The organism is Ruegeria sp. YTSC004 (assembly GCF_059609805.1).
On the sequence record NZ_JBXWMJ010000016.1, the window covers coordinates 49,176 to 72,725 of the forward strand.

Annotated in this window: 15 protein-coding genes and 1 tRNA gene; 2 read left to right on the top strand and 14 right to left on the bottom strand. The window is 55.3% G+C overall.

Annotated features, from left to right (window positions below; all coding sequences use genetic code 11):
• Positions 1 to 454: 454 nt before the first annotated feature.
• Complete coding sequence (locus tag AC2FFP_RS21040) at positions 455 to 4,027, top strand: flavoprotein (RefSeq protein ID WP_496769545.1); 3,573 nt, start codon at positions 455 to 457, stop codon at positions 4,025 to 4,027.
• On the opposite strand, the gene AC2FFP_RS21045 is transcribed toward AC2FFP_RS21040, so the two are convergent.
• The 8 genes from AC2FFP_RS21045 to AC2FFP_RS21080 all read right to left on the bottom strand — a co-directional run bounded on the left by AC2FFP_RS21045 (position 4,024) and on the right by AC2FFP_RS21080 (position 16,825).
• The gene (locus AC2FFP_RS21045) at positions 4,024 to 5,187 is read right to left on the bottom strand and encodes a hypothetical protein (protein WP_496769542.1); all 1,164 of its coding nucleotides are present in this window, start codon (positions 5,185 to 5,187) and stop codon (positions 4,024 to 4,026) included. The two genes, AC2FFP_RS21040 and AC2FFP_RS21045, sit on opposite strands and share 4 nt — an antisense overlap.
• 16 nt (positions 5,188 to 5,203) lie before the next feature.
• Complete coding sequence (locus tag AC2FFP_RS21050) at positions 5,204 to 8,467, bottom strand: adenylate/guanylate cyclase domain-containing protein (protein WP_496881475.1); 3,264 nt, start codon at positions 8,465 to 8,467, stop codon at positions 5,204 to 5,206.
• Positions 8,468 to 8,599: 132 nt separating this feature from the next.
• Positions 8,600 to 10,309: an ABC transporter ATP-binding protein gene (locus AC2FFP_RS21055; RefSeq protein WP_496769538.1), complete on the bottom strand. Its 1,710-nt coding sequence runs from the start codon at positions 10,307 to 10,309 to the stop codon at positions 8,600 to 8,602.
• A 4-nt stretch (positions 10,310 to 10,313) separates the two neighbouring features.
• Complete coding sequence (locus tag AC2FFP_RS21060; RefSeq protein WP_058273051.1) at positions 10,314 to 11,264, bottom strand: ABC transporter permease; 951 nt, start codon at positions 11,262 to 11,264, stop codon at positions 10,314 to 10,316.
• Complete coding sequence (locus AC2FFP_RS21065; RefSeq protein ID WP_496838192.1) at positions 11,261 to 12,238, bottom strand: ABC transporter permease; 978 nt, start codon at positions 12,236 to 12,238, stop codon at positions 11,261 to 11,263. Before AC2FFP_RS21065 ends, AC2FFP_RS21060 begins: the two co-directional genes overlap by 4 nt.
• A 173-nt stretch (positions 12,239 to 12,411) precedes the next feature.
• The gene (locus AC2FFP_RS21070; protein WP_496736984.1) at positions 12,412 to 13,977 is read right to left on the bottom strand and encodes an ABC transporter substrate-binding protein; all 1,566 of its coding nucleotides are present in this window, start codon (positions 13,975 to 13,977) and stop codon (positions 12,412 to 12,414) included.
• Between the two features lie 126 nt (positions 13,978 to 14,103).
• Complete coding sequence (locus AC2FFP_RS21075; protein WP_496736985.1) at positions 14,104 to 15,684, bottom strand: ABC transporter substrate-binding protein; 1,581 nt, start codon at positions 15,682 to 15,684, stop codon at positions 14,104 to 14,106.
• 169 nt (positions 15,685 to 15,853) lie between these two features.
• The gene (locus tag AC2FFP_RS21080) at positions 15,854 to 16,825 is read right to left on the bottom strand and encodes an alpha/beta hydrolase (protein ID WP_496769531.1); all 972 of its coding nucleotides are present in this window, start codon (positions 16,823 to 16,825) and stop codon (positions 15,854 to 15,856) included.
• A 412-nt stretch (positions 16,826 to 17,237) separates the two neighbouring features.
• On the opposite strand from AC2FFP_RS21080, the gene AC2FFP_RS21085 reads away from it, so the two are divergent.
• Positions 17,238 to 18,398 (top strand): nucleotide sugar dehydrogenase, encoded by a 1,161-nt coding sequence (locus AC2FFP_RS21085; protein WP_496845236.1) that lies wholly within the window; start codon positions 17,238 to 17,240, stop codon positions 18,396 to 18,398.
• 51 nt (positions 18,399 to 18,449) lie between these two features.
• Here AC2FFP_RS21085 and AC2FFP_RS21090 read toward each other — a convergent pair whose 3' ends face one another.
• From AC2FFP_RS21090 to AC2FFP_RS21115, 6 genes are all read right to left on the bottom strand, one after another.
• The gene (locus tag AC2FFP_RS21090; protein ID WP_496769525.1) at positions 18,450 to 18,716 is read right to left on the bottom strand and encodes a spike base protein, RCAP_Rcc01079 family; all 267 of its coding nucleotides are present in this window, start codon (positions 18,714 to 18,716) and stop codon (positions 18,450 to 18,452) included.
• Between the two features lie 186 nt (positions 18,717 to 18,902).
• A complete protein-coding gene (locus AC2FFP_RS21095) occupies positions 18,903 to 20,351 on the bottom strand; it encodes a mannose-1-phosphate guanylyltransferase/mannose-6-phosphate isomerase (RefSeq protein WP_496845235.1) in 1,449 nt (482 codons plus the stop codon).
• Positions 20,352 to 20,533: 182 nt separating this feature from the next.
• Positions 20,534 to 21,265, bottom strand: a complete 732-nt coding sequence (locus tag AC2FFP_RS21100; protein ID WP_496769521.1) for a metallophosphoesterase family protein — start codon at positions 21,263 to 21,265, stop codon at positions 20,534 to 20,536.
• 111 nt (positions 21,266 to 21,376) lie between these two features.
• Positions 21,377 to 21,820 (bottom strand): hypothetical protein, encoded by a 444-nt coding sequence (locus tag AC2FFP_RS21105; RefSeq protein ID WP_496769519.1) that lies wholly within the window; start codon positions 21,818 to 21,820, stop codon positions 21,377 to 21,379.
• Positions 21,821 to 22,723: 903 nt separating this feature from the next.
• Complete coding sequence (locus AC2FFP_RS21110) at positions 22,724 to 22,897, bottom strand: hypothetical protein (RefSeq protein WP_496742110.1); 174 nt, start codon at positions 22,895 to 22,897, stop codon at positions 22,724 to 22,726.
• Between the two features lie 576 nt (positions 22,898 to 23,473).
• Positions 23,474 to 23,550: transfer RNA gene (locus tag AC2FFP_RS21115), tRNA-Met, on the bottom strand.

The window sequence follows — 23,550 nt, forward strand, 5'->3', positions numbered from 1 at the left end:
TTTTTAAAAGTATGAGGCCGCTTCTGTCCGAAACGCAGGGGCAATCTTGACGAAATCGCGGTCATGCTTGTCATATTGACGATAATTTTGTCAATTCGTCGCACCACCTGTACGAGCTTCCGCACTCGGCGGCGCGATGAACGACATGATCACCCTATGGCTGCAACGCAATTGGCCCAATCAACAACGCCAGTGATTTTTATATTCAGATATTATACAGTGCGCTCAATTGGACCCTTTTGTTCGCGCATATCAATGTGTTCAATCGGTCCGCCCAGCGCGGGAAATTACGTCAGGCCGGTTTTTTTATTCTGTATGACCGATGGGTGCCTGACCCAAGAACAAGCTTCTGCGTTGGGTCTTTGACAATTTTCACGGCGAAGTTCAGGGGGGACAAGACGTGCCTAAAGATCCAATTGAAAGCTCTCAATCATTCAACCCATCCCAAGACGATTTGAAATTGATAGATGAGGTCCTGCCATCCAAGGATTCATCAGTCATTCATTCGAAATTCGAATTCTACGAAGTATCCGAAGAGACGGTCCTGCCCTCTGAGGGTATGTTTGTGGTCCTTGGCGGCATGGTTCAGCTTCGGCAGGACAAAGCGGTTCTGGCGACCGCAGACAGCGGGGACTATTTTTACGAAGAACATCTCGAAATCGAGGACATTCCCGTCAGTCTTCAGGCCCTGGCCACTCCGGGCACCCGGTTGGCCTATCTGCCCAAACACCAATGGAAGGCAATCCCGAAAAAGATCAAAGATGCCTGTGAAGATACGCTATTTGGCGATCTGGTCAGCGTGCATCTGAAAAACTATCAACAGCCGATCAATTGCTGCAGCGTGACTGCGGCAGCCCTTAGCATGTCGGCGCTTGGATTCAGCTACGAAGTCAACGACATCTTTCGCGAATGCGGCTTGCCAACCTCGTTTGTCGTAAACGACGGAATATCGCTGGGCGAACTTTTCGATGTTGCCTGCACATTCATCCATACCCAGGACCTGCGCGATGTCATTCAGGTGCAGGCCTATTTCATGGATGAGGCCACGACATCCGTGGATCTGCTGCTTGAGGCAATAGACGAATCCAATCGGCTGGGTGGAAAGAACGATATCCTTGTGGCGAACTTTCAGGTCGGTGTCGCACATGGCAAGGAAAACATGCCGGGCGGCCATTTCGCCATTATCGCAAAGTGCAACCCCAGCACCGGCCTCGTTCATATGATGGACGTTCACCCGGAAAAGTACGGCAAGCTATGGGTGACAACCATTGATCGACTGTGGGCCGGGATGACCGACCGCGACGGAACATCGATGCGATCACGGGGGATGCTGCGGTTTTCGGCGCTAGACGCTGTCAAAACATACCTGCAAACCCTGAAGCAGGACTGCAATTATGTCGACAGTACGGAATACCTGGCCAAGGACCCCAAAAAGCGGCGTAACCTGTTCCGACGGGCCAGCCCGAACATGAACTCGATGGGCGTTCTTGCCGAAAGCCTGGCCATCCTTGGGGATGAACAGGTTGACGAGGATAAACTGCTGAGAGCAACACAAACCGATCTGGCCGAGGCGCTTAGCCGCGTGTCGACCGCCCGGCAAATGCACGCGATGGCGCAACGGTACCTCAGCCAGGAACCGGACGTGCATCTGGGCAGCACTTTCCGCAGCTATGCCAATCGTTCGGACAAAAGCATCAAATCACCCGAAGACTGGTTCCGCCACCAATTGCTAAGCCTGAACGATGACAAAGGTCGTCACCTGATGATCAATATCGATTTCAACAAGGTACTGGGGTCTGAGGTCATTCGCCCCCCGAAGAATGCGTTCCGCGAAACGGCCCTGTTGGAGGAGTTCTGGTGCCTGTGTATCGCATATAAAGAGGCCACCGATATGGTGACGGTTGTGGACATGAGCCCCGCGACCTCACAAGTGTGGCAAGCGCCACGCGGACATTTGTTCCGCGGTCTTCGGGACATTACGAAACCTGCGTTGCTGGTAATCGAAGAACGTGAAGCCCCAAAAGATCCGTCCGACGTAGACCATATCACCGAAAAAAACCCGCTTGTTCTGTTCTATGCGGATGAAGACCCCTGGTCCTACATGCTGCGCAGTATTCTGGCCAATATCGGCATCACCGACATCAAGCTGGTTGATGTCGAGGGGCACGGGGCAAATGTCATGAAAATGCGCAGGCAACTGATCGCTAGAACCGGCAAGGAAACGGTTCCATATCTGTTTTTCCAGAATGTGTTTCAGGGCACGCGCAAGGACATCGTAGACAGAATCCTTAATGGTCAATTTCAAAAAGACATCAAGAAGGCCGGATTGCCGGTTCTGCTGCGCAATGAATCTCCCAGCCTGGACAAGAACATCTTTGGCTATCCCAAGGGTGGGCTGACCGATGCCCCCAGCGAAAAACGCAACGTATTGCTGTGTGCCTGCGGGTCTTCTGCCGCAGACAAGGTGCCGCAACTGGTAAAGAAAATTACCGCCGCTGGCCACAACGTGAAACTGATCCCGTCGGTTTCCGCTGAGAAGTTCTTTCGCGATATCGAGATCGAAAAGGGCGTCGAGATTGAACGGGGGTACGAGCCGGAAAAGGTCGAGGACTATATCTCGCACAACGACTATTACCGCGATGACGACGAATGGAACTTTCGCTACACCAAATTTGGAATGCCCCTGCGCGCCTCGCATCTTGCCTTGTGTGACTGGGCCGATTGCGTGATCGTGGCGCCCGTGACCTGCAATACAATGGGCAAGATCGCCAATGGGATTGCCGACAACCTTCTGACCTCGGTCTTTGTTGCCTGGCAGTACCGGAACAAACCGGCGATCCTTTGCCCGGCGTGTAACACCAACATGTGGAACAATGTCACTACCCAAAGGAATGTCGAAAAGCTGCGCGATCTGGGTGTTGATCTGGTCGGTCCCCGGAAAGGGCGGCTGTCAAACGGCATGATGGGGATTGGCATGATGGCGACCCCGGACCAGATCATGGAGGTTCTGGACGAAGCGTTCGAGGAACTGGCCGATCAGGAACACAACATCTGCAAATGGGCGCAAGAAGCCGCCGCATCGGATGAGTTCGAACAATGGAATCGTGTGTTCGAGGCGATCGACAATGGCATGGCCGGGATCGACATCGTGGATGACCACAATGGCGACACGCTGTTGCACTACGCAGCAGGCGGCGAAGGCGAGCTGAACGAAAACGGGCAGGACCTGGGCAAACCTGATCTGGAGGCTGCACAAGAGCTGATACGGCGCGGTATCAACGTGAATGCGACCAACGACCATGGGTTTACCAGCCTGCACGTGGCGGTGATGAACAACTCGGTCGAAATGGTCAAAACTCTGCTGGCAGCGGATGGCATTGATGCCAGCGCTTGCATCCATTTCCTGCAAAACGCCCATGAAATCGAAGACGCCAAAATATCAAAAGACGTGCTGGCCATGCTGGATGACTGGGCCAACAGCCACACGCTGACCGAGATTGAGGAAGAGGGCGAAGACGATGTGGTTGATGACCGTGAGCGCACCTATCTCTACTTTACCTATGGTTCGTTGAAGAAAGGCTTCCCGAACCACGAAGCCCACGCCGATGTGCTGGATGATTTCGTTGGCAAGGCCGTGACGCGACAGCGAATGCCTCTGATCGTGCCGCATGAGCCGCATTGCGACAATCCGAACTGTGGCTTCCTGCACAGGATGGCCACGCTGGTCGACCAGAAAGGGCGCGGCCATCCAATATGCGGAGAAGTGTATCGGGTGACCTCATCGGGCCTGAAACAGCTAGACCAGCTCGAAGGTTACCACGGACCCGGATCACCCGAGAATGTCTATGTCCGCAAACGGATCAATGTGCTGATCGACGGTGTGAAAAAACCCGCCTATGCCTACGTGATCGCGCAGCCCACCAAGTATCTGGACCAGTTGGATCAGGGCGTAGCCGGGGTTGTCGGGGAATACACGCTGGACATGGCGACAGGCACACAAAAACCCGGGTGGCAGCCGCCCACCTAGTTTTGAACCTGTATCCCGGCCTCATCCTTAGGGATGTCCTTGAGGCTGAGGTTATAGGCCGTGATGATCACCATGCACGACAGGACAAAGGGCCAGAAGCAGGCCTTGGGAATCAGGTTGTCTTTATAGTGGATGAACCACAGGGACGGCACGGCCTCGGCCGCAAAGAAGTAGGTGTTTACCGACACTGCCAGCAGCAGGAAATACATCAGGAAAAAGAACGATTCCATGTAGATCACGGGCGATCCGGCGAACCCTTCGCGCAGTTGTACATGTGCCAGCAGGATCACGAAAAACAGGACCGAGCAAGTGCCGATAACGCTGGACGTACTGAAATCGTGCCGTTCCACCAGATTGGGGCGTCGCGTGACCGTCATGACGGCCCCGAACAGCAGCATCGTCACAACAATCAGGGGGATCATGTGAACGATAAAGGCATTCGCAAAGTTCCGTTTGATGACGAAGTTATAGTGCAGCTCGGGCAGGTTGGTCTGATATTCGTTCTTTCCGATGCCCAGGGTCGTATCCAGATCGGACAGGCGATAGTCGAAATATGTGTTTTCACGCTCCCACGTTCCCATGACGATCCGGTTGTCGATGCCAAAGATATCGTCCGGCCCAGTGGCCGGATAGGCCGAAAAGTCAGGGATTAGAGCCACATTTACGTCAAACTCACCCGGCCAGAAACGGACCCAGACGGTTTTGTGGTCAAACGGATAACTGGTATAGTCAAAGGCCTGGCGCAAGGTCTGTTCAAAGTACCAGCCGATCAACTCGGACCCGCCCTGATCTATCCTGTAGGCTTCTTCAATCAGGCCACTCGCTGCCTCGGCAGCTTCCGGCAGGATGAACCCCACTTCGCCTTCGGCTGGTTTGATGGCGTCATGCACACCATCCTCATAATGCTGCCAGATATAACCGCTGACATGCACATCGCTGGCACCGGTAAAACTGAAAGATTTGATGAATATGCCAGTTTTGACCTGATAGCTTGGCAAATTTGGAAGGTCTTGCAGATAAGCGTCGACCGACGCCTGATCTGGCAGTTGCGTCGGATCCTCGTCAAAATGATTCAGTTCAATCCAGAGTTTGAACAGAACAAGGGCCAGACCCAGCGTAACAAAACCCGAGATCAGCCAGACTTTCTTTTCTATGCTCATTCAGCCCCTCACCTGATTAGTCCAGCGGCCCGACCAGCGATTGTTTGATGCCCAGGTCCTGAAACCGCGCCTTCAATTCATCGAATCCTTCATGTGCCGTCAAAGGAATACCCCAACCCCCACATTCAGCCAGTGTTCGAGCCTGCAGGATCGACAGATCGACCATCGACAAAGGCTCATCTGCAGTGAAAGCTGCCAGGGCATCCGCGTATCGCGTGGCTTCGTCCCACTGCTTTCGCGCCAGCATGACGGCAGCGGCGTCCGTATAGAAATGAAGATGGCTATGGCCAACACAGCCTTCGGCGATGATCTTCTCGCCAAGCTTTAGGTTATCATCTTGCGTCGCGGGGTCCTCTTCGGCCATGGCCAAAGCTGACAGCGCTTTTGGTCCGACGAAATTCCGACCGTGTTCAAGGGCAATGCCGACCGCGCGGCGACCGGTTTCACGCGCCTGTTCCAGCTGCCCGGCATAAACCTGCGTGCGGGCAAGATGTTCCAGCGCCTGCGCCTCTAGGCGTTTCGCTCCAACGCGGTTCGCGATCTCGGCAGACAGGGTAAAGACGTCCAACGCCTGATCTATTTCCCCTAAGAAAGTGTGCGCAACGCCCAAACAGGTCTGCGCCACGCATTCTGGGACAAAGGCGAAGTACTTCTGTGACACTTCAATGGCTTCCTGCGCATCCAACTTTCCTTGCGCTACATCACCGGTATAGCTGCGCGCGACGCTCAGATTGTGCAGGTTCGCGGCCAGATCGCGGACCAAACCCTTTTCTCGCGCCCGTTCGACTGCCTGCGTGTAGAACCCTGTCGCAGTTTGCATCGTGGCATTCATGAAATTGGCATCGCCAAATCCACTGAGCGCACCAACCTCAAGTCGCGCGGATTCAAGCTTTCTGGCCAGTGTTAGAGCCTTTTCGTTACTCTCAAGCGCCTTTGTCACCTGCCCCAGCGGGAAGTATACATTGCCGCGCACATAGTTGATCTGAGCAATGTCGCGGTCAGACCCGCAGCGTTCCGCAGCTGCCTCGGCAATGTCCAGACTTTCCAGAGCTTCCTGATACAGGCTGGCCTGCCGCGCGGCCTGCGCCAAGCCGATTTGCGCCCGGCAGATTTGTTCATCCGTCTCGGCCAATTCTGCGGCCTCTTTGAATTCACGCAGGGCATCATTGGACAGGCCCTGCAACCGGTGCGTCTCACCCCGGGCGCAGAACAGATCAAAGCGAACCCCTGCGGGTGCTGGCAGTTCCAGCCCCCGTTCGATCAACGGGCTGGCATCGTCGAACTGAAAAACCTGTATCAGCTTGTCCGCGGCTTCCAGATAAGCCTGGGCCGCATGGGTCGCACCCGCGCGATCCAGATGCTGTGCCCGCAGAGTGGCGTCACGGTCCTCAAACCAACTCGCGGCCTGACGATGCAGGCGGGCGCGTTCAGATTTCACCAAAGTTGCATAAGATCCGTCGCGGATCAGCGCGTGGGCAAACATCAGATCGGCCTCAGCCTCGCGGATCAGGGCAGAGCGGATCAGGGTCGAGGTATCCAGATGCCCTTCACCCAGAACAAAATTCAAAACTTCGGGCGAGAACCTCTGCCCCAGCACGGATGCCGCCTGAATCGACGTTCGGCTGGTCCGGTCCAGCGAATCCAGACGGGACTGAACAATGCCCTGAATGCTGCCGGGAACGGATTCCTGTTTCAGCACATCGATATTGCGCAATAACTGTTCAAGAAACAGCGGATTGCCTCCGGCGCGTTTCACGCAGGCGTCTAACAGTTCCGGGTCGATCCCGGTGAACTCTTCGACCAGTTGTCGGGCTTGTTCGTCCCCCATTGGCGCCAGTTCCAGCTTGGATATCAGGGCACCATCCGTCGCAAGTTGCCATTCGCGGTCGATCGGATCGCCTTCCACGCGGCTGGTCATTAGCAACACGCAGGGCAGATTGCGCGTCATCGCCGCGATATGGGCGCAAGCTGTCAGGATCTCGGGTGAAGCCCAGTGGATATCCTCGATATGGATCAACAAAGGCGTTTTTTGGCTGCGGGCCGAAATCAGGTCGTCTATAACCTGACGACGCCCCCGCAGACGGGTTGCATTGTCCATCACCGCATAGACCTCGGCCAGACCGGGGTCTTGTTCAAGCTCTAGCAGGGCATTCAGGTGCGCGGCATTCGCCGCTGTTACCCAACCCTTGCTAATTGCATCCTTCGCGACAGATGCACAGGTTTCCGTATCATCCGTCGGCTCCAGCCCAAGAATACTGCGTGTCACGGATTGGATGGCTGAATGCCCCTCGCGCGCGCCGAAATCCATGACCACGCCATTGTGGATGGAATAAGACAGGCTGTCGGCCAGCTCAGCCACCTGTTCCGACAGGTGCGTTTTGCCAATACCCGGCTCGCCCAGTACGATATGGACTTCACCCTTACCGTGCCGCTGGCATCGATCGAACATTGCCGAAAACAGGGACAGCTCTCGCTCGCGGCCCACAAAGCGATGCCTGCGCGACCGGATGTTGCGCGCCATCCGGTCCAGCCGCCACAGCTCAACCGGATCACCAAGGCCTTTGATTGCCTTTTCGCCCATCGACTCACCAACAAAAAGCGGCCCTAACGCACGCTGAATGTCATGTGAAACCAAAGTTTCCCCCGGCGCCGCCATGTCAGTGATGCGCGAGGCCAGGTTCACACCATCACCGGTCACGGTGTATTCCGTATGCGCCTGACTGCCTGTTGTACTGGCAATAACCTGCCCTGATGCAATCCCGATATGGCAGGTCAGCGGAGGGTTCAGGCCAGGCAGAACCGTGTGAATTTCCAGTGCTGCCCGCGCGGCCCGTTCGGTATCATTCGTGTGCGAGATCGGCGCGCCGAACACTGCCATGACCGCATCGCCAATATGCTTGTCGATCCGGCCACCGTATTTTTCGACGACCTTGTCCACCCTGGTGAAAAACGCGTTGAGCAGCGCGTGCATGTCTTCGGCATCCAGTTCGCTGGTCAAACGAGTAAATCCGGTCAGATCGGCGAACATGACCGTTACCTGCCGTTTCGCAGGCTCCAGGGATTCCTGAGGCTGAAATGGCGGGGCAATTTCGAACGTCTCAAGCTCGGCAATCGCGCGCAAAAGCCGCCGACGGTCGCCGACAGCAGTGACTCCGATTTCGATCAGGTCTTCACCCGTCAAATCGGGTAAAATTCCAAAATCAATTTTGTTATCCAAAAAGGCTTGCGCGTAGTCAGATAATCCAAGTGCGCTTAGCCAGTCCCTAAGGTCCTGAGACATTTCGCCCCTCTGAAGCCCCCAACTCCAAAGACAGACGTAGCACAACAAACCCGGATGAGTCTGCAAAGTTTGAATATTTTAATGTATATGCACACCCAATTGCCCGAGTGACGGGCAATTGGGTCTTTGGAATTAGGTCTCGGCCTCTAGCCCATCCGTCGACAGATCGTCGAGTTTCGGCATCAACCGCAGCAGCTCGCTTGCATATTCGGTCTGCGGGTTGGCGAAGAGTTCGTTGGTTTCCTGCAACTCAACCACCTTGCCCTGCTTCATCACGGCCACCCGGTCGCACATTTGACGTACCACCGGCAGGTCGTGGCTGATAAACAGCAACGTCAAGCCCAGATGTTCCTGTAGGTCTTTCAGGATGTTCAGGATCTGTGCCTGAATGGACACGTCCAGGGCGCTGGTTGGTTCGTCACAGATCAAGAACCGCGGCTGTGTCGCCAAAGCACGGGCAATCGAAATACGCTGCCGTTGACCGCCTGAGAATTCGTGCGGGAATTTCAGCCCGGCCTCATGGCCCAGTCCCACCTGATCCAGCAATTCGTCCACGCGGCGTTTTACATCGGACCCTTCCATCAGCTTGTGATGACGGATTGGTTCGGCCACGATATCGTCTACCCGCATCCGGGGGTTCAGCGACGAATAAGGGTCCTGAAAGATCATCTGAATGTTTTTGCGATACGCATCCAACGCGGCCCTGTTGGTCAGATCACTGACCACCTGCCCCTCAAAGGTGATCGTACCGCCATCAACGGGGTACAGCCCCGCGATCATCCGCGCGATGGTAGACTTGCCAGAGCCGGATTCACCCACGACCCCGAATACCTCACCCGCACGAATGTCAAAGCTGACATCGTCAACGGCAGTGAAATAAGTGCGGTCCCACGGCAGCAGGCCTTTGCGCTGCAGGAACTTCTTGGTCAGATTGCGAATCTCGAACACCGGTTTGCTGGTGTCATTGTCCACCTTGGGCCAGTGCCGGGCCATATCGTCGATGGCAAAACGGGTCTCACGCCCTCCATAGCTGATCTGCGGGAAGCGGTGCAGTTTCAACGTGGGGCGCGGGACAGCGGCGATCAGTGACTTGGTGTATTCGTGCGTGGGCTGACCCATGACTTGAGACGTCGGGCCGGTTTCCACCACCTTACCCGCATACATAACCGTCACCTTGTCCGTGGTATCCGCGATCACGCCCATGTCGTGGGTGATCAGGATAACGCCGACCTGCCGTTCTTGCGCCAGTTCCTTGATCAAGTCCAGGATCTGCGCCTGAACGGACACGTCCAGCGCCGTGGTCGGTTCATCCGCGATAATCACGTCTGGCTCGGTGCACAGCGCAAGAGCGATCACAACACGCTGCCGCATCCCGCCTGAGAACTGGTGCGGATATTGGTCTAACCGCGTGTCCGGGTCAGGAATGCCCACCCGGTCGATCAGATCACGGGCACGCTTGTTCGCCTCGGCATCCGTTCCGCCCAGATGGGCCTGGATCGTCTCGGTCAGCTGTTCGCGCACGGTGAACAGCGGGTTCAACGAGGTCAGAGGATCCTGGAAGATCATCGAGATTTTTTTGCCGCGCAGGCCGCGCATTGCGACTGCATCCAGGCCGCTGATCTGGTCACCGCTCAGCTTGATGGTGCCGCTGGCAATCCGGCCGGGCCGGTCCAGCAGACCCATGATGGCCGCTCCGATTGTGGATTTGCCCGCACCGGATTCGCCGACCAGACCGTGGATTTCGCCCGGTTCAACGGACAGGTCCACGTGGTCCACAGCGGTGAACAGTTGGCGGCGCGTCGGGAATTCGACCGTCAGGTCGTTGATCGTCAGAAGGCTCATGTAATCACCGCAGCTTGGGGTTCAGCGCGTCGCGCAGCCAGTCGCCCAGGAGGTTGACAGACAGGGCCAGCGCCAAAAGGGTGCAGGCCGGGAAGAACAGGATCCACCACTCACCCGAGAACAGGAAGCCCTGCCCGATACGGATCAGTGTTCCTAGCGACGGCTGGGTCGGCGGTGCACCCACGCCCAGAAAGCTGAGCGTCGCCTCGGCGATAATCGCCAGCGCCAGCGAAATCGTGGCAATAACCAGAACCGGGCTGAGGACGTTGGGCAGTATATGGCGGAACATGATCGGAATTGGCCCGCGCCCGATCAGACGGGCGGCCTGTACGTATTCCTTGTTCTTTTCCACCAGCGCAGCGCCGCGTACGACCCGCGCAAATTGCACCCAATCAGACAGGGCAATCGCGATGATCAGAACATAAATCGCCATCTCGTTGCGGTATTCGGGGGGCGTAACCCCCTTGGCGATACCAAAGATGAGCATCGCAACCAGAATGGCCGGGAAAGTCAGCTGCACATCGGCAATTCGCATGATGAGCGTTTCGACCCAACCGCCAAAATACGCCGCAACCAGCCCAAGGATGACACCTATGATCAGCGCCAGCATCACGGCTGACACGCCGACAAACAATGAGATGCGCATGCCATATAGAATGGTCGAGAATACATCGCGTCCCTGATCGTCGGTCCCCAAAAAGAAGGTTTCCTGCGTAAAGGCATTGGGCGTGCCCGGCGGCGTAAAGCCGTTCATCAGGTTTAGCGATGCCGGATCAAACGGATTATAGGGTGCGATGACCGGGGCAAAAACGGCGGCCAGCAAAAGGATCAGCACCACCAGTGAGGCGATCAACGCAACCGGAGAATGCCGGAAGGACCACGCAAAATCGCTGTCCCAGAACTTGGCAAATCGCGATTTGGTGGGGGCGGTCGGGGTTTCGATGGTATCGGTCATGTGGCCCTCGCGTCGACACGCAGGCGCGGGTCAATGGCATAATAAAGAAGATCGACGATCAGGTTGATCGAAACGAACATGACCGAAATCAGCATCAGATAAGCGGCCATGACGGGGATATCGACGAACTGGATCGCGTTGATGAACAGCAGGCCAACACCAGGCCACTGGAACACCGTCTCGGTGATGATAGCAAAGGCGATGATCGAGCCCAGCTGCAGACCGGTGATTGTGATCACGGGAACCATAGTGTTCTTCAGCGCGTGGCGGAAGTTGATCACCCGGTCCGACAAACCGCGAGCGCGTGCAAACCGGACATAATCGGCGCGCAACACCTCAAGCATTTCCGACCGGACCAGGCGCATGATCAGCGTCATCTGATACAGACCCAGCGTAATCGCAGGCAGGATCAGCGCCTTGAGGCCAGAAGTCGTCAAGAAGCCGGTGGACCAGTTGCCAATCATAACGGTCTCGCCCCTCCCGAAGCTGGGTAAGAGGTCTAATTCAACCGAGAAAATGTAGATCAATAAGATCCCGATCAGGAAAGTCGGTAGGGACACCCCAATCAGGGAAACGGTCATGATGATATTCGCAGCAATCCCTTGTCGTCGGATGGCTGTGAACACGCCCAGCGCAATCCCCATGGTGATTGCCAGAAAGCCGGAAACAAAAGCCAGTTCCAGTGTGGCCGGCGCGCGCTCGGCTATGATGGTCGAGACAGGACGTCCCTGACGATAAGACACACCGAAATTGCCTTGAACGGCATTTTTCAGGAACTTGTAGTACTGAACCGGAAACGGCTGATCCAGCCCCAGTTCAGCCCGCAGCCGGTCGATATCGGCTTGCGTACGTTCCTGACCCAGCATGTTGTCGATCGGATCGCCGACAAACCGGAACATAGAAAATGCGACCAGACCCACGACCAGCAGTACGATCACGGATTGGAGCATCCTTCGGACGATATATGCGAACATTCACTTTCCCCATTGATCCGCTTCTCTATGCACGGGTCGGCTAAATGGTCAAGGTATCGCTAACGGGATGGTATCAGAGCGATCCTTATTTCCTGCGTCATCGGTTTTATGCAGGGTACGATGCGGATTGGCGGTGCCGAACCGGCCCTCGCCAATCCAATGCTAAAACGTCTTCAGTTCACGGTCACCCAGCGCAGCAAAAAGAAGTTGTCGGGGCGCTGTGTCAGCTCGACATTGCTGCGCGTGCCCCAGACCAGTGGCTGCACATACATGGGCACATAGACCTGTTCGTCCTGAATGATCTTAGCCACTTCGTCCAGCATGGCCTGACGCTTAGTCTCATCCAGCTCGGATTGGATGGCAGGCAGCAGTTCATCCACGCGTGCGTTCGAGAAGCCGCCGAAATTCCAGCTGCCCAGCTTTTTCTCTTCGTTTGGCGTCGCGACTAGGAACCGGACTGGGTGTTCCGCGTCAAACGTTCCGGGGCTCCAACCCAGCAGATACATGTCATAGTTATCCTCGCGCAGCTCAGGCCAGTAATTGCGCACAGGCATCGCTTCCAGCTCGGCCGTGATCCCGATCTGGGCCAGCATGCTGACTACGGCCTGACACACCGCTTCGTCGTTCAGATAGCGGTCATTGGGGCATTTCAGTCCAAATGAGAACCCATCGGCGTAGCCTGCCTCGGCCAGCAAAGCCTTGGCACCCTCGACATCAAATGCGGGACGATCGGCATGAGCCGCGGAATAACCGCTCATGGCCGGGCTCACCAATTGCGAGGCCGCTTCGGCATTGCCGCGCATGATGGTGGCCAGAATGGCATCGACATTCACCGCCTGCGCCACCGCCTTGCGGACGCGCGGGTCGCGGAACGGATTGGGTTTGCCCTCATCGTCGGTATATTTCAGCGTCTCAGCCTCGTGATCAAAGCCCAGCATGATCACGCGGGCCTCGATCCCCTTGATGACTTCGACATCACTGTCTTCTTGCAGGCGCGCGACGTCCTGGATTGGCACCGGGTTGATCATATCCACATCGCCCGACAACAGCGCCGCAACGGCGGTCGCAGGGTTCTGGATCGGGTTAAACTCGGCGCGGGTGATATTGTGTTCGACATCTCCCCACCAGCCCTGGTGAGGTTCCAGTACGGTTTTCAGACCCGGCTCGCGCTCGGTGACTTTGAATGCACCGGTGCCATTGGCATTGATCGTCGCATAATTGCCGGCCTCTTTGTCTGGGACGGCGGCATCATTCGCCTCGGTCCAGCCTTGATCCATGATCATCCAGTTGGCAATCGAGGATGGAAACAACGGGTTCGGCGCGGTCGTCATGATATCGACAGTATAATCGTCGACCACGATCACCTCACTGACCGGCGCAAACCAGCTTCGCGTATCCGCGGCTTCGCCCGAGGCACGCTGATAGCTGAACAGAACGTCCTGCGCATCAAAGGTACTGCCATCGTGAAAGGTCACACCCTCACGCAGCTTGAAGCGCCAGCCGTCGCCTTCGCCAATCGGCTCCCAGCTGACAGCCAGGGCGGGCTGAACGCTCATGTCCTTGTCGCGCCGGACCAGCCCTTCGTAGACGTTATTGAGAAATCCCAGAACCGGGGCCGAGTTGACCGCGTGCGGGTCCATGGTTTGCGGGTCGGTGGTCGAAGCCCATTTGAAATCTGCGGCCTGAACACTGGTGGCAGCCAGCATTGCAATGCCAATGGCGCTGTTCCTGAGGATCATTGTTATGTCTCCCTGTTTCTGTGGTCGAGTTTTCTTGGTTTTTGCCGCATGCGCAAGGAAATCTCAGATCGCAACAAAAAACAGGGCGCGAAAATCGCGCCCTGTCTGATCGTCAAAAGTTTTGACTTATTTGATGGTGAAGTATTTGACCTTGGGTTGGTCTTCGGCATCCACTTCGATGCCGACACCGTCAGCCATACCCCAGTTCAGAACCTGGTGATGAATGGGGATGTAAAGCGCTTCGTCCTGCACCACACGCCAGATGTCGGCGATGTCGGCATTCCGGGCGTCCAGGTCGGTGTTCGAGGCGAGCGACTTGATCTTCGAGTCCAGCGCGTCGTCCTGATAGCCGGTTCCGTTCCATGTGCCGATGTCGTCTTCGCGACCGTGGACAAGGAAGTTGAAGATGTATTCCGAGTCATATGTCGGAACACCCCAACCCAGCATGTAGAAATCTGTCTTGCCGTCGGTGATCAGCGGGAAGTGCTGGGCCTTGGGCTTTGCGTCCAGATTCACGGTCACGCCGATCTGGCCCAACATCCCAACGGCCGCCTGACAGATCCCTTCATCGTTGATGTATCGATCATTCGGGCAGTCCAACCGGAGCGAGAAGCCATCGGCATAACCTGCCTCTGCCATCAGTTCCTTGGCTTTTTCCAGATTAGTGGCGGATTCGCCGTCCATCGCTTCGGTCCAGCCGTTCACGAATGGCGGTGCGATCATGCCCGCAGGCTGCGATTGGCCGCGCATCACGACCTGCTTGATCGCATCACGGTTGATCGCCATCGACATCGCCTGACGCACACGCACATCGGCCAGAGGATTCTTGCCGTCTACGTTGTCTGCTTCGATATCGTCCGCACCCTGGTTCATGCCAAAGAAGATCACACGGTTCTGTGGGGCTTGCTTGACCATCAGGCCATCGGCACCATTGACGCGGTCAATGTCTTGCACCGGCATATCCTGCAGGAAGTTCACCTCACCCGACAACATCGCCGCGACACGGGTCGCAGCGTTCTGGATCGGGGTATAGACAATCTCGGTCACTTCCATGGGGAACTGGCCGATGCCCCAATAGTTGTCGTTGCGCACCATCACGGTTTTGACGTCAGGCTCGCGGCTTTGAAGGACATAAGGCCCCGTACCGTTGGCATTGGTGGTGGCATAGGTGATCTCGCCGCCTTCGAAATCCTGCACATTGACTGTGTCATTCGCCTCGGCCCAGCCCTTGTCCAGAATGAACAGGTTGGTCAGGTTCGATGGCAAGATCGGGTTCGGACCGTCTGTGACGATCTCGACGGTATAATCGTCAACCGCACGCACTTCGGTGATCGAGCCGATCAGCTCTTTCATGTCGGAATTGGGTTGCTTGGCCCGTTCAAAGCTGAACACCACGTCTTCGGCGTTGAAGTCTGCGCCGTCATGGAATTTCACACCCTCGCGCAGCTTGAAGACCCAGACATTCGGGTCATCAGCCTTGGGACCCCACTCGGTCGCCAGTGCAGGTTCAAACGCGCCTGTTACGTCGCGGATGATCAGCGGCTCGTACATCTGGTGACGTATTGTGTGTGACGGGCCTTCGTTTTGCGAGTGCGGATCCAGCGTCAGCGCGTCACCAGCACGCGCCCATCGCAGCGTTTCCGCCGATGCGGCACCCGCCATCAATGCGGTCGCACTGGCAGCGATCATCAGGTTCTTCAGGATCATTATAATCTCCCCGTTTTTTCGTTAGTACCGTTCCATGAAACGGCAGACCGGTTTTGCCGGTCTTGGTAGTGCTGATCATCCAGATCATTCTGAAGGTTGCAACACCAGATTGTGAACTATTTGGATTTCTGATCAAATTTGAAAAGCCGACATATCGCGAACGCCTGATTCAGCGCAAAATGACCGAGCGCTGATGCGGATCATCCGGGAAAACGCGCCCGGATTGGACGCATTGAAAAATATGCCGGAACACAAGGCCCGCCTCGCCACCCGGCGAAACCGGACCAAAATATTTGTGGCCGGTAGGCGTGTCATAGGCCGTATTGATATCGTCGCAATCAACCTGAAATATGTTGTGCGGGGTTCGGTCGATGTTCTCTGGCCCGGTATGACCCAACCGGCGAGACGCAACTTTGTTCTTGAGGTTCGCAGCCTTACTGGCCCGCAACGCCAGATCGTCAGAGGCGAAATAGACAACCACATTCCGCGAAGCATGGCTGACCAGCACACCGGGCTCATTTTCATGCACGGATTCATTAACGACATCTGCAGCGACCATGAAGGTATTGCGAAACAACAGGGGCACGCCCGACGCCAGATCGTACCGATCCCATTCTATCAGAGTTTGGCGCAAAACCCGATTGCCCATCGAATGCGCCAGAAGGTTGATCCGTTTCAGACAGGGGGCGATTTCGGGCTCGTTATCCTCACTGTTGCGCCATTCCAGAAATCGCTCCAGCACCCGCGCAAAGGAAAACCCGCTTTGGTCCGCGGATTTCTGGTCATCCCAGTATTTCTGAACGATCCCTTGCTTGGCGTCGCTGGGCCAGATCAGGGGTAACACCATCACTTCACTGGGTTTGGCCTGATCGCACAGACGCTGAAGCTCAGCCGTGGTTTCGAACACATCCTCCGGCAGGTTGTTGAACCCGTGAAGATACAGCAGGATCTGGCGGCAATTGTTGTCACGCACACGCCGCAGCAGCTCTTTACTGGTGATTTCGGTGTGATGCTCATCTTCGCCCTTTTCACAGTAAAACACCGAGTTTGAAGGCGCGTTATTGTCCAGATCAAAGGTAAAACGGCGTCCTTTACGGGTGCGAATACTCTGGGTCGGAAATCTGTTCGTGATAAAAAGCATGAAACCCCCTCTTTTTCAGGATGGAATCAGCCTAACAAGAGAAGAGACGCTTTGATCATCCTGAATCTCCTAAATCAAGTGTTGGCTGACCGTTATCATACCAGCTTCAACCTGAGAATGCCGAATTCCAGAAAATCATCCATATTATTATCATTACCACTAAATTGTTTTTTTTCAGTATCTTGATTGATTTCATCTCATTTGGAGTCATGGAACTGACTTGGCTTGAAGCGCCTCAGATCAGAACGAACGCCTTAGATGGCCAGCATTTGGTTCGGACCTGCATCCAACGGATCGGAACCTCGAATAATTTCGTAACGATGGGGTTTTCGGCACACACACCCGCATTTACAATCGGCAAGCAATAAAGCAGGTGAAGTACACACCGGTTTGCGAGTATGAGGGCAAAGGAATGAAGATTGCAGTTGTAGGTCTCGGATATGTGGGATTGTCCAATGCGGTGCTATTGGCTCAAAACCACGATGTCACTGCAATCGACATTTCAAAAGAGCGGGTTGAAATGGTCAATTCCGGCCAGTGCCCCATCGTTGATGCCGAACTGGAAGACTTTCTTGCAAACCGAGCCCTTTCGATCAGGGCAACCACAGAACCGGCCTTCGAAGACGCCGAGTTTGTGATCGTGGCGACCCCGACGAATTATGATGCCAAATCCAACTACTTCGACACCTCAAGCGTCGAAGCCGTTGCCCGGCAAGTGAACGCGATCAACCCCAAGGCCACGATCATCATCAAATCGACGATCCCAGTGGGGTATATTCAGGCGCTGCGCGCCGATCTGGACAGCGACAATTTCATTTTCTCACCGGAGTTCCTGCGTGAAGGGCGAGCGCTTTATGACAACCTCCACCCGTCCCGCGTGATCGTCGGCGAACGTTCGGACCGGGCGCGGGTGTTTGCCGAGCTTTTGCTGGAAGGTGCCGTGACCAAAGATGTGGACGTCCTGTTCACCGACCCGGATGAGGCCGAGGCGATCAAGCTGTTTTCCAACACCTACCTCGCCATGCGAGTGGCCTTTTTCAACGAGCTCGACAGTTACGCAATGGCTGGTGGCATGAACACCCGCCAGATCATCGAAGGCGTTTCACTGGATCCGCGCATTGGTGGCCATTACAACAACCCTTCCTTCGGGTATGGAGGCTATTGCCTGCCAAAAGACACCAAACAGCTTTTGGCCAACTACAACCATGTTCCGCAAAACCTCATTCGCGCCATCGTGGACGCAAATCGGACGCGAAAGGATTTTTTGGCCGATCAGATTCTGATGCGAGGCCCGCGCGTCGTTGGTATTCACCGGTTGGTCATGAAAGTGGGCAGCGACAATTTCCGTCAGTCCTCGATCCAAGGGATCATGAAGCGACTGAAAGCCAAGGGAGTCGAGGTCATTGTTTATGAACCGGCGCTGGAGGGGGAGGAGTTTTTCCGGTCTCGTGTCGTGCGGGATCTCGAAGCCTTTAAGTCCGAAGCCGATTTGATCGTTGCCAACCGGCACAGCCCCGAACTTGAGGATGTCGCGGGCAAGGTGTTTACCCGGGATTTGTTTGGCGCAGACTAAACGGTTGTCACTGGCTGCGCGCCTTCGAACCTTGACTTGATTGACCTGCGTTTAGGCCAATACCATCGCATGGATACCGGACGCTGTAGTTCCGGTTGCATGTACACGCGTTGTCCCCACCGGCAGGATCGAAAAGTCCGACACCTGAACTGTACGGGTTTCGCCCCGAACGGTGGTCAGAACAATCGCTCCGCCGAATTCGACGTAGAGACCGATTGCTACATCGGCCAGATCCGAATTGTCCGAAGCGACAACGGGAACAATGTCACGCGCAGGGCCGGACAGGCTGGAGGCTCGGTTGCTGAATGGGTTGGTCATCTTGATTCATGTCTCGCTGTCTGTGTCAGTCAGCGGCACGTTAGGATTATCAGTTTAACGATCCGCCAGCGCACCGCGCGTTGCGCCGTCAGACCCCCCCCCGCGCAAAGAAAAATTGCGCGGCGGAGTACTTGATCCTTGCCGCGCAGTTTTGAATGAACATTACACTGAAACTTCAGGCGCGGTTCAGCCTTTGGCCCCCTGCCCCCGCGCGTATTTGTCTTCGTAGCGCACAATATCATCCTCACCCAGATATGTGCCGGTCTGCACTTCAATCAGGACCATCGGAACCTTTCCCGGATTCTCCATCCGGTGCGTGGCCCCGAGAGGGATATAGACAGACTGGTTTTCGGTCACCAATTGCTCACGATCATCGATTGTCACACGGGCGGTACCCTCGACAACAATCCAGTGTTCGGAACGGTGGAAATGGCATTGCAGGCTCAGCGATGCACCAGGGTGCACATGGATACGCTTCACCTGAAACCGCTCGCCAACCACCAGGCTTTCGAACCACCCCCACGGGCGGTGGTCCTTTGGGAATTCCGTCGCCTGGGGCGCGTTTTTTTCCTTAAGCGCGCTCACCGCCTTTTTGACGTCTTGCGCCCGCGATGCATCGGCAACCAAAACCGCATCATTCATCGCGACAGCGATGATATTGTCCAGTCCGATACCCACGATTTCCAGCTGCTCGCTATCCGACCGCAAAAGGGTGTTGTGGCAATCAATCGCTGTTGCGCCCCCGCTGGTCACCACGCCTTGTGCGTCAGGGCCGCTTTCGCGCCATACGGCGTCCCAGCCGCCCAGGTCCGACCATGCAGCGCCGAAAGGCACGACCGACAAGTTTGTTGCTTTTTCCATTACGGCATAGTCGATCGAAATGTCTTCGGCCTGCGCCCAGCTTTCAGGGTTGAGGCGCAGGAACCCCAGGTCCGGCGTTGCTGTTTCAACCGCTTCCTTCACCGGTTTTATCAGATCGGGCGCATGGGCCTGGAAGGCTGCGATGATATCTGCCGCACGAAACAGGAAAATGCCCGCGTTCCATTTGTAATTCCCGGCCTCCAGCATTTCGGTCGCACGGGCCAAGTTCGGCTTTTCGACGAATTTCTTCAACGGAACAGGCGCTCCGTCACCGCCCGAACCCGCGGCCAGCTCAAGATATCCATACGCCGTTTCCGCATGTGTCGGAGTAATGCCAAACGTCACCAGTTTGCCTTGTGCAACCGCCTCCAGACCACGGGCAACAGCAGCCTGAAATTCAGCAGCATCCGGTACAACGTGATCGGAAGGGGCAACCAGCAATACAGCGGCCTCATCCTTGGCATAAGCATACAGTGCCGCCGCAAGAACCACTGGCGCTGTGTTGCGACCCTCAGGTTCGATCATGATTGTTCCGGGATCAATGCCGATGGCCTGCAGCTGTTCCGCAACAATGAACCGAAAGTCCGAGTTGGTCAGAACCACCGGCGATTCAAATTCCAATTCCGCGTTTGTTCCGGACAACCGGCGGGCAGACGCCTGAAACAGAGTCTCTTCGCCGACCAATGGAACGAATTGCTTCGGGTAGCTCTTTCGGGAAAAAGGCCAGAGGCGCGTGCCGGAGCCTCCACAAAGAAGGACAGGACAGATCAACATAAAAAGCTCTATGATTTAACGCGGTTCCTAATTTTCCTATTGAAACCGTCATGACCTGACAAGGCCCGGCTTGGTTTGACCGAAAAAAAGGATGCCTCGCGCCACGAACGCCGGTGAGGGTCCGAAACTGCGCACCTTTTTAATTTCCTTGTGTTTTCAACAGTGTATTTGCGTTAAACCCGCTAAGAGCCGGCACTGATGAATGTTGGCTCACCACCGTCCAGGCAGACCGCGCTTAATACGCCGGTGGCAAAGGCTCCGGTATCCACGGCAATCCGTCCACGCCGGACTGTAGGTTGATCGACAATTGTGTGTCCGTAAACAACCCACACTCCGTCCCGCCTGTCGGTTGTCCGAAATTCTGGGTCGCCCCATATCAGGGTTTTTTCGGGTTGCTGATCGGCGGGCGTATTCGGATTTGCACCAGCATGCGTCACAAGAACGTTTCCGGAATAGTCAAAGGCCCTTAGTTCCGATACCCATTGGACCAGCTCTGGTCCCATTTCCGCCAACAGATTGTCACGGCAGGCAACCAGCTCGGCAGCGGCCATTTCAGCGCGCACGTTCCGCACATCAAAAGAAGCCAGCGTCTGCAGACCTCCATAGCGCAGCCAGCGCGGGCCATGTTGTTCAGGGTCACGCAGGAAATTCAACATCATGTCTTCGTGGTTTCCCTTCAGACAGATGAATTCCGGGCGGTTTTGGATCAGACGCAGAACGTCAGCACTGTTTTCGCCACGATCGACATAATCTCCGACAAGGATGACCCGATGATCCCTTGGGATCTTAGGTAACAGATTCTGCAACTGTCTTATGCAACCATGCACATCACCAATGACACAGGTTGGCCTGTCCGGCATCGGAGCGGCAAAGACCGCGCGTCGCCCGAAACGTTGAATCAGAGATGACAGCACGTTAGGGGGGCCTCCTGAGTGGCTACTGCGACCGGCTAGCACTGAATTCAAGAGCCGGTGGTCAAGACCCAAGGCGTCTAACATTTGCGCGCAGGTCTAAGCAAGCTTCATTCAGGCGGTCCGGCAGGCAGGAATTCCCATTCTGATGATCTCGGTGCCTTTTATCCTGAAAACGCCGTTGATGCGCTTACGCCCTTTTTCCATGAACCACGTCCTGAGCGGTTCTGGATGGTACGCCGCCATGACCTGACTGAAATAGTCAAAGTCTTCTGGAGCAAGCCGCCGACCACTGCGCGAAGGTCCATGGAATCCAAATGTCGTGTCAGGGTTCACACAGGTTCCAGGAAGGCCCAGAAACATCGTGCAGGTCGAAAAGCAGACACGTCCCCGAATTTCGACCTGAATGTCGTTTTTTTGCAGGTTTTCGATCTCGATCAAACGGTCATGCAGATATCCGCCTCGGTCGCTGCCAACAACCATCAGCCCGTCAGCTAACGTGGGCGAAGGGACAGAAGTCGCCGAAGTCAGTAATCCTGCAATCAGCGCCGCCACCATAGCTTTGATTCCGCGGTGCGTAGGTTTGCAATTTGCTCTGGCCGGCGCTCGCTGAGGGCGAAAGAGATTCCTTTTATCCAGCATTTCGAAGCCTCCAATTCCAGTTGCGGACCGGATCAGAGGTAAAACTGCGTGGTGCGTTCCCTGTGAGTGGGAAAAGTCTAAATTATGTTTTAAATCAAATGTTTAACTATATTTTTCTTAAACTTTTCTGATTGCCGACCGGCCTATCACCGGAGTTGGTTCAGCTCTGATTCACAAATGCAGTGGGGACTTCGTTCGTATCGGCAAAAGCGGCGCAGCAACTCAATCCCATATTGCACTTGGAGGACATATTAGAAGAAATTTTCAATCGCGTCCAAAAGCCGGACGGGATGAAATGGGTTTTACCGCCCAAGCGGTGATCAAACGATCCTTCGTCAGCGTTCTCAAATCTCAAAAGCGACGTAAACGGGTCTGAGAAAGATGATCAGCTATAAAGTGGCTTGTTGTTCACCTGGTGGCGTTCCACCAACTTGCGCATAGCCGAATGTGCGAACGTCTGTTTTGACTGATGCCGCGCAGCGGCAAAGAGAACTTGTCCAAGGTTTGGTTTGGGCCGACTGCGGAATTTTTTTCATATTGGCACTACGCGGCAATATGGACCGCCCCCAATGTATAAGGGAGATCATTTCTTACGAGTTAGATGCAACACTTACGCATTGGCGCTCTCCACCCCGAGATGCGCCTATTCCGTAGCCGCAGCTGGTGGAGCTTCATCACCCCCTGCATCCTCGTCGCCTGACCTCATCATGAAGATAGCTAAGACAAAAGCAATCACTGCAGCGATTATTATGTAGTTCCTGTTCATCTCTATTCTACTAGAACTGTGAGCAGCACTCACGGCGATGTGATGCCACAGGTTTAGGCAATGGCCTGCTTGTCGGGTGCCGTATCGGAAAGCTGCTCGTAGTGTTCGACCGCGGACAAGTACTCTTCCAGCCGCTTACCTTCGTCAGTATCAGGCTCAGAATCCCACAGGTATTCAATCTCCCGGAGCGCAGCACGGTACTCAATTACGGTGCGAACAATGGTCATGGCATTACCTCAAAGAATAAATCAATGCTTGGACTCATACCTGAAAACGCGCGATTCTGGTAGGTGCTCAGCCAAGGGGTATGTAAAATACAGGTAATTCTCTAGCACGGAGTTCGATATTCGTAGTTCTCCGATTTCTGTCCAGACTGTGTACCGGGACCTAAAAGAGGCACATGGAGACGTGCCGAACCAACCGGCCTGTTTCCAGATGACTTTGCCATCAGTTTTGTCGGTCCAGCAAATGATACAATAGACGGACGCAATCAACTTGCCCCAATCGCTTGTTCGATAGTCTTAAGCTGGTTGGAAAAGAATGAAAGTGGAGCTTCTGGGCCCCGATAGGACGCTTACGCATAGGTGACGACGGAACACGGGAAACTGAAACCCATGAGGCGGGACAGATCAGGCAGACTCAACACAGCATCATGCTACAACGGAAAACCCGTTTCGACGCCCTGACGATGCCCTACGACGTTGCAGGCTATTCGGCTGGCGAGTTTGAGACGTTAAGCGATTGATCTGGGGGATCAATTGCAGTCTGCCCGGGCTGCGTTGGGATTATCCGACCTTAAAGTTTGGTTGCGGGAGTAGGATTTGAACCTACGACCTTCAGGTTATGAGCCTGACGAGCTACCGGGCTGCTCCATCCCGCG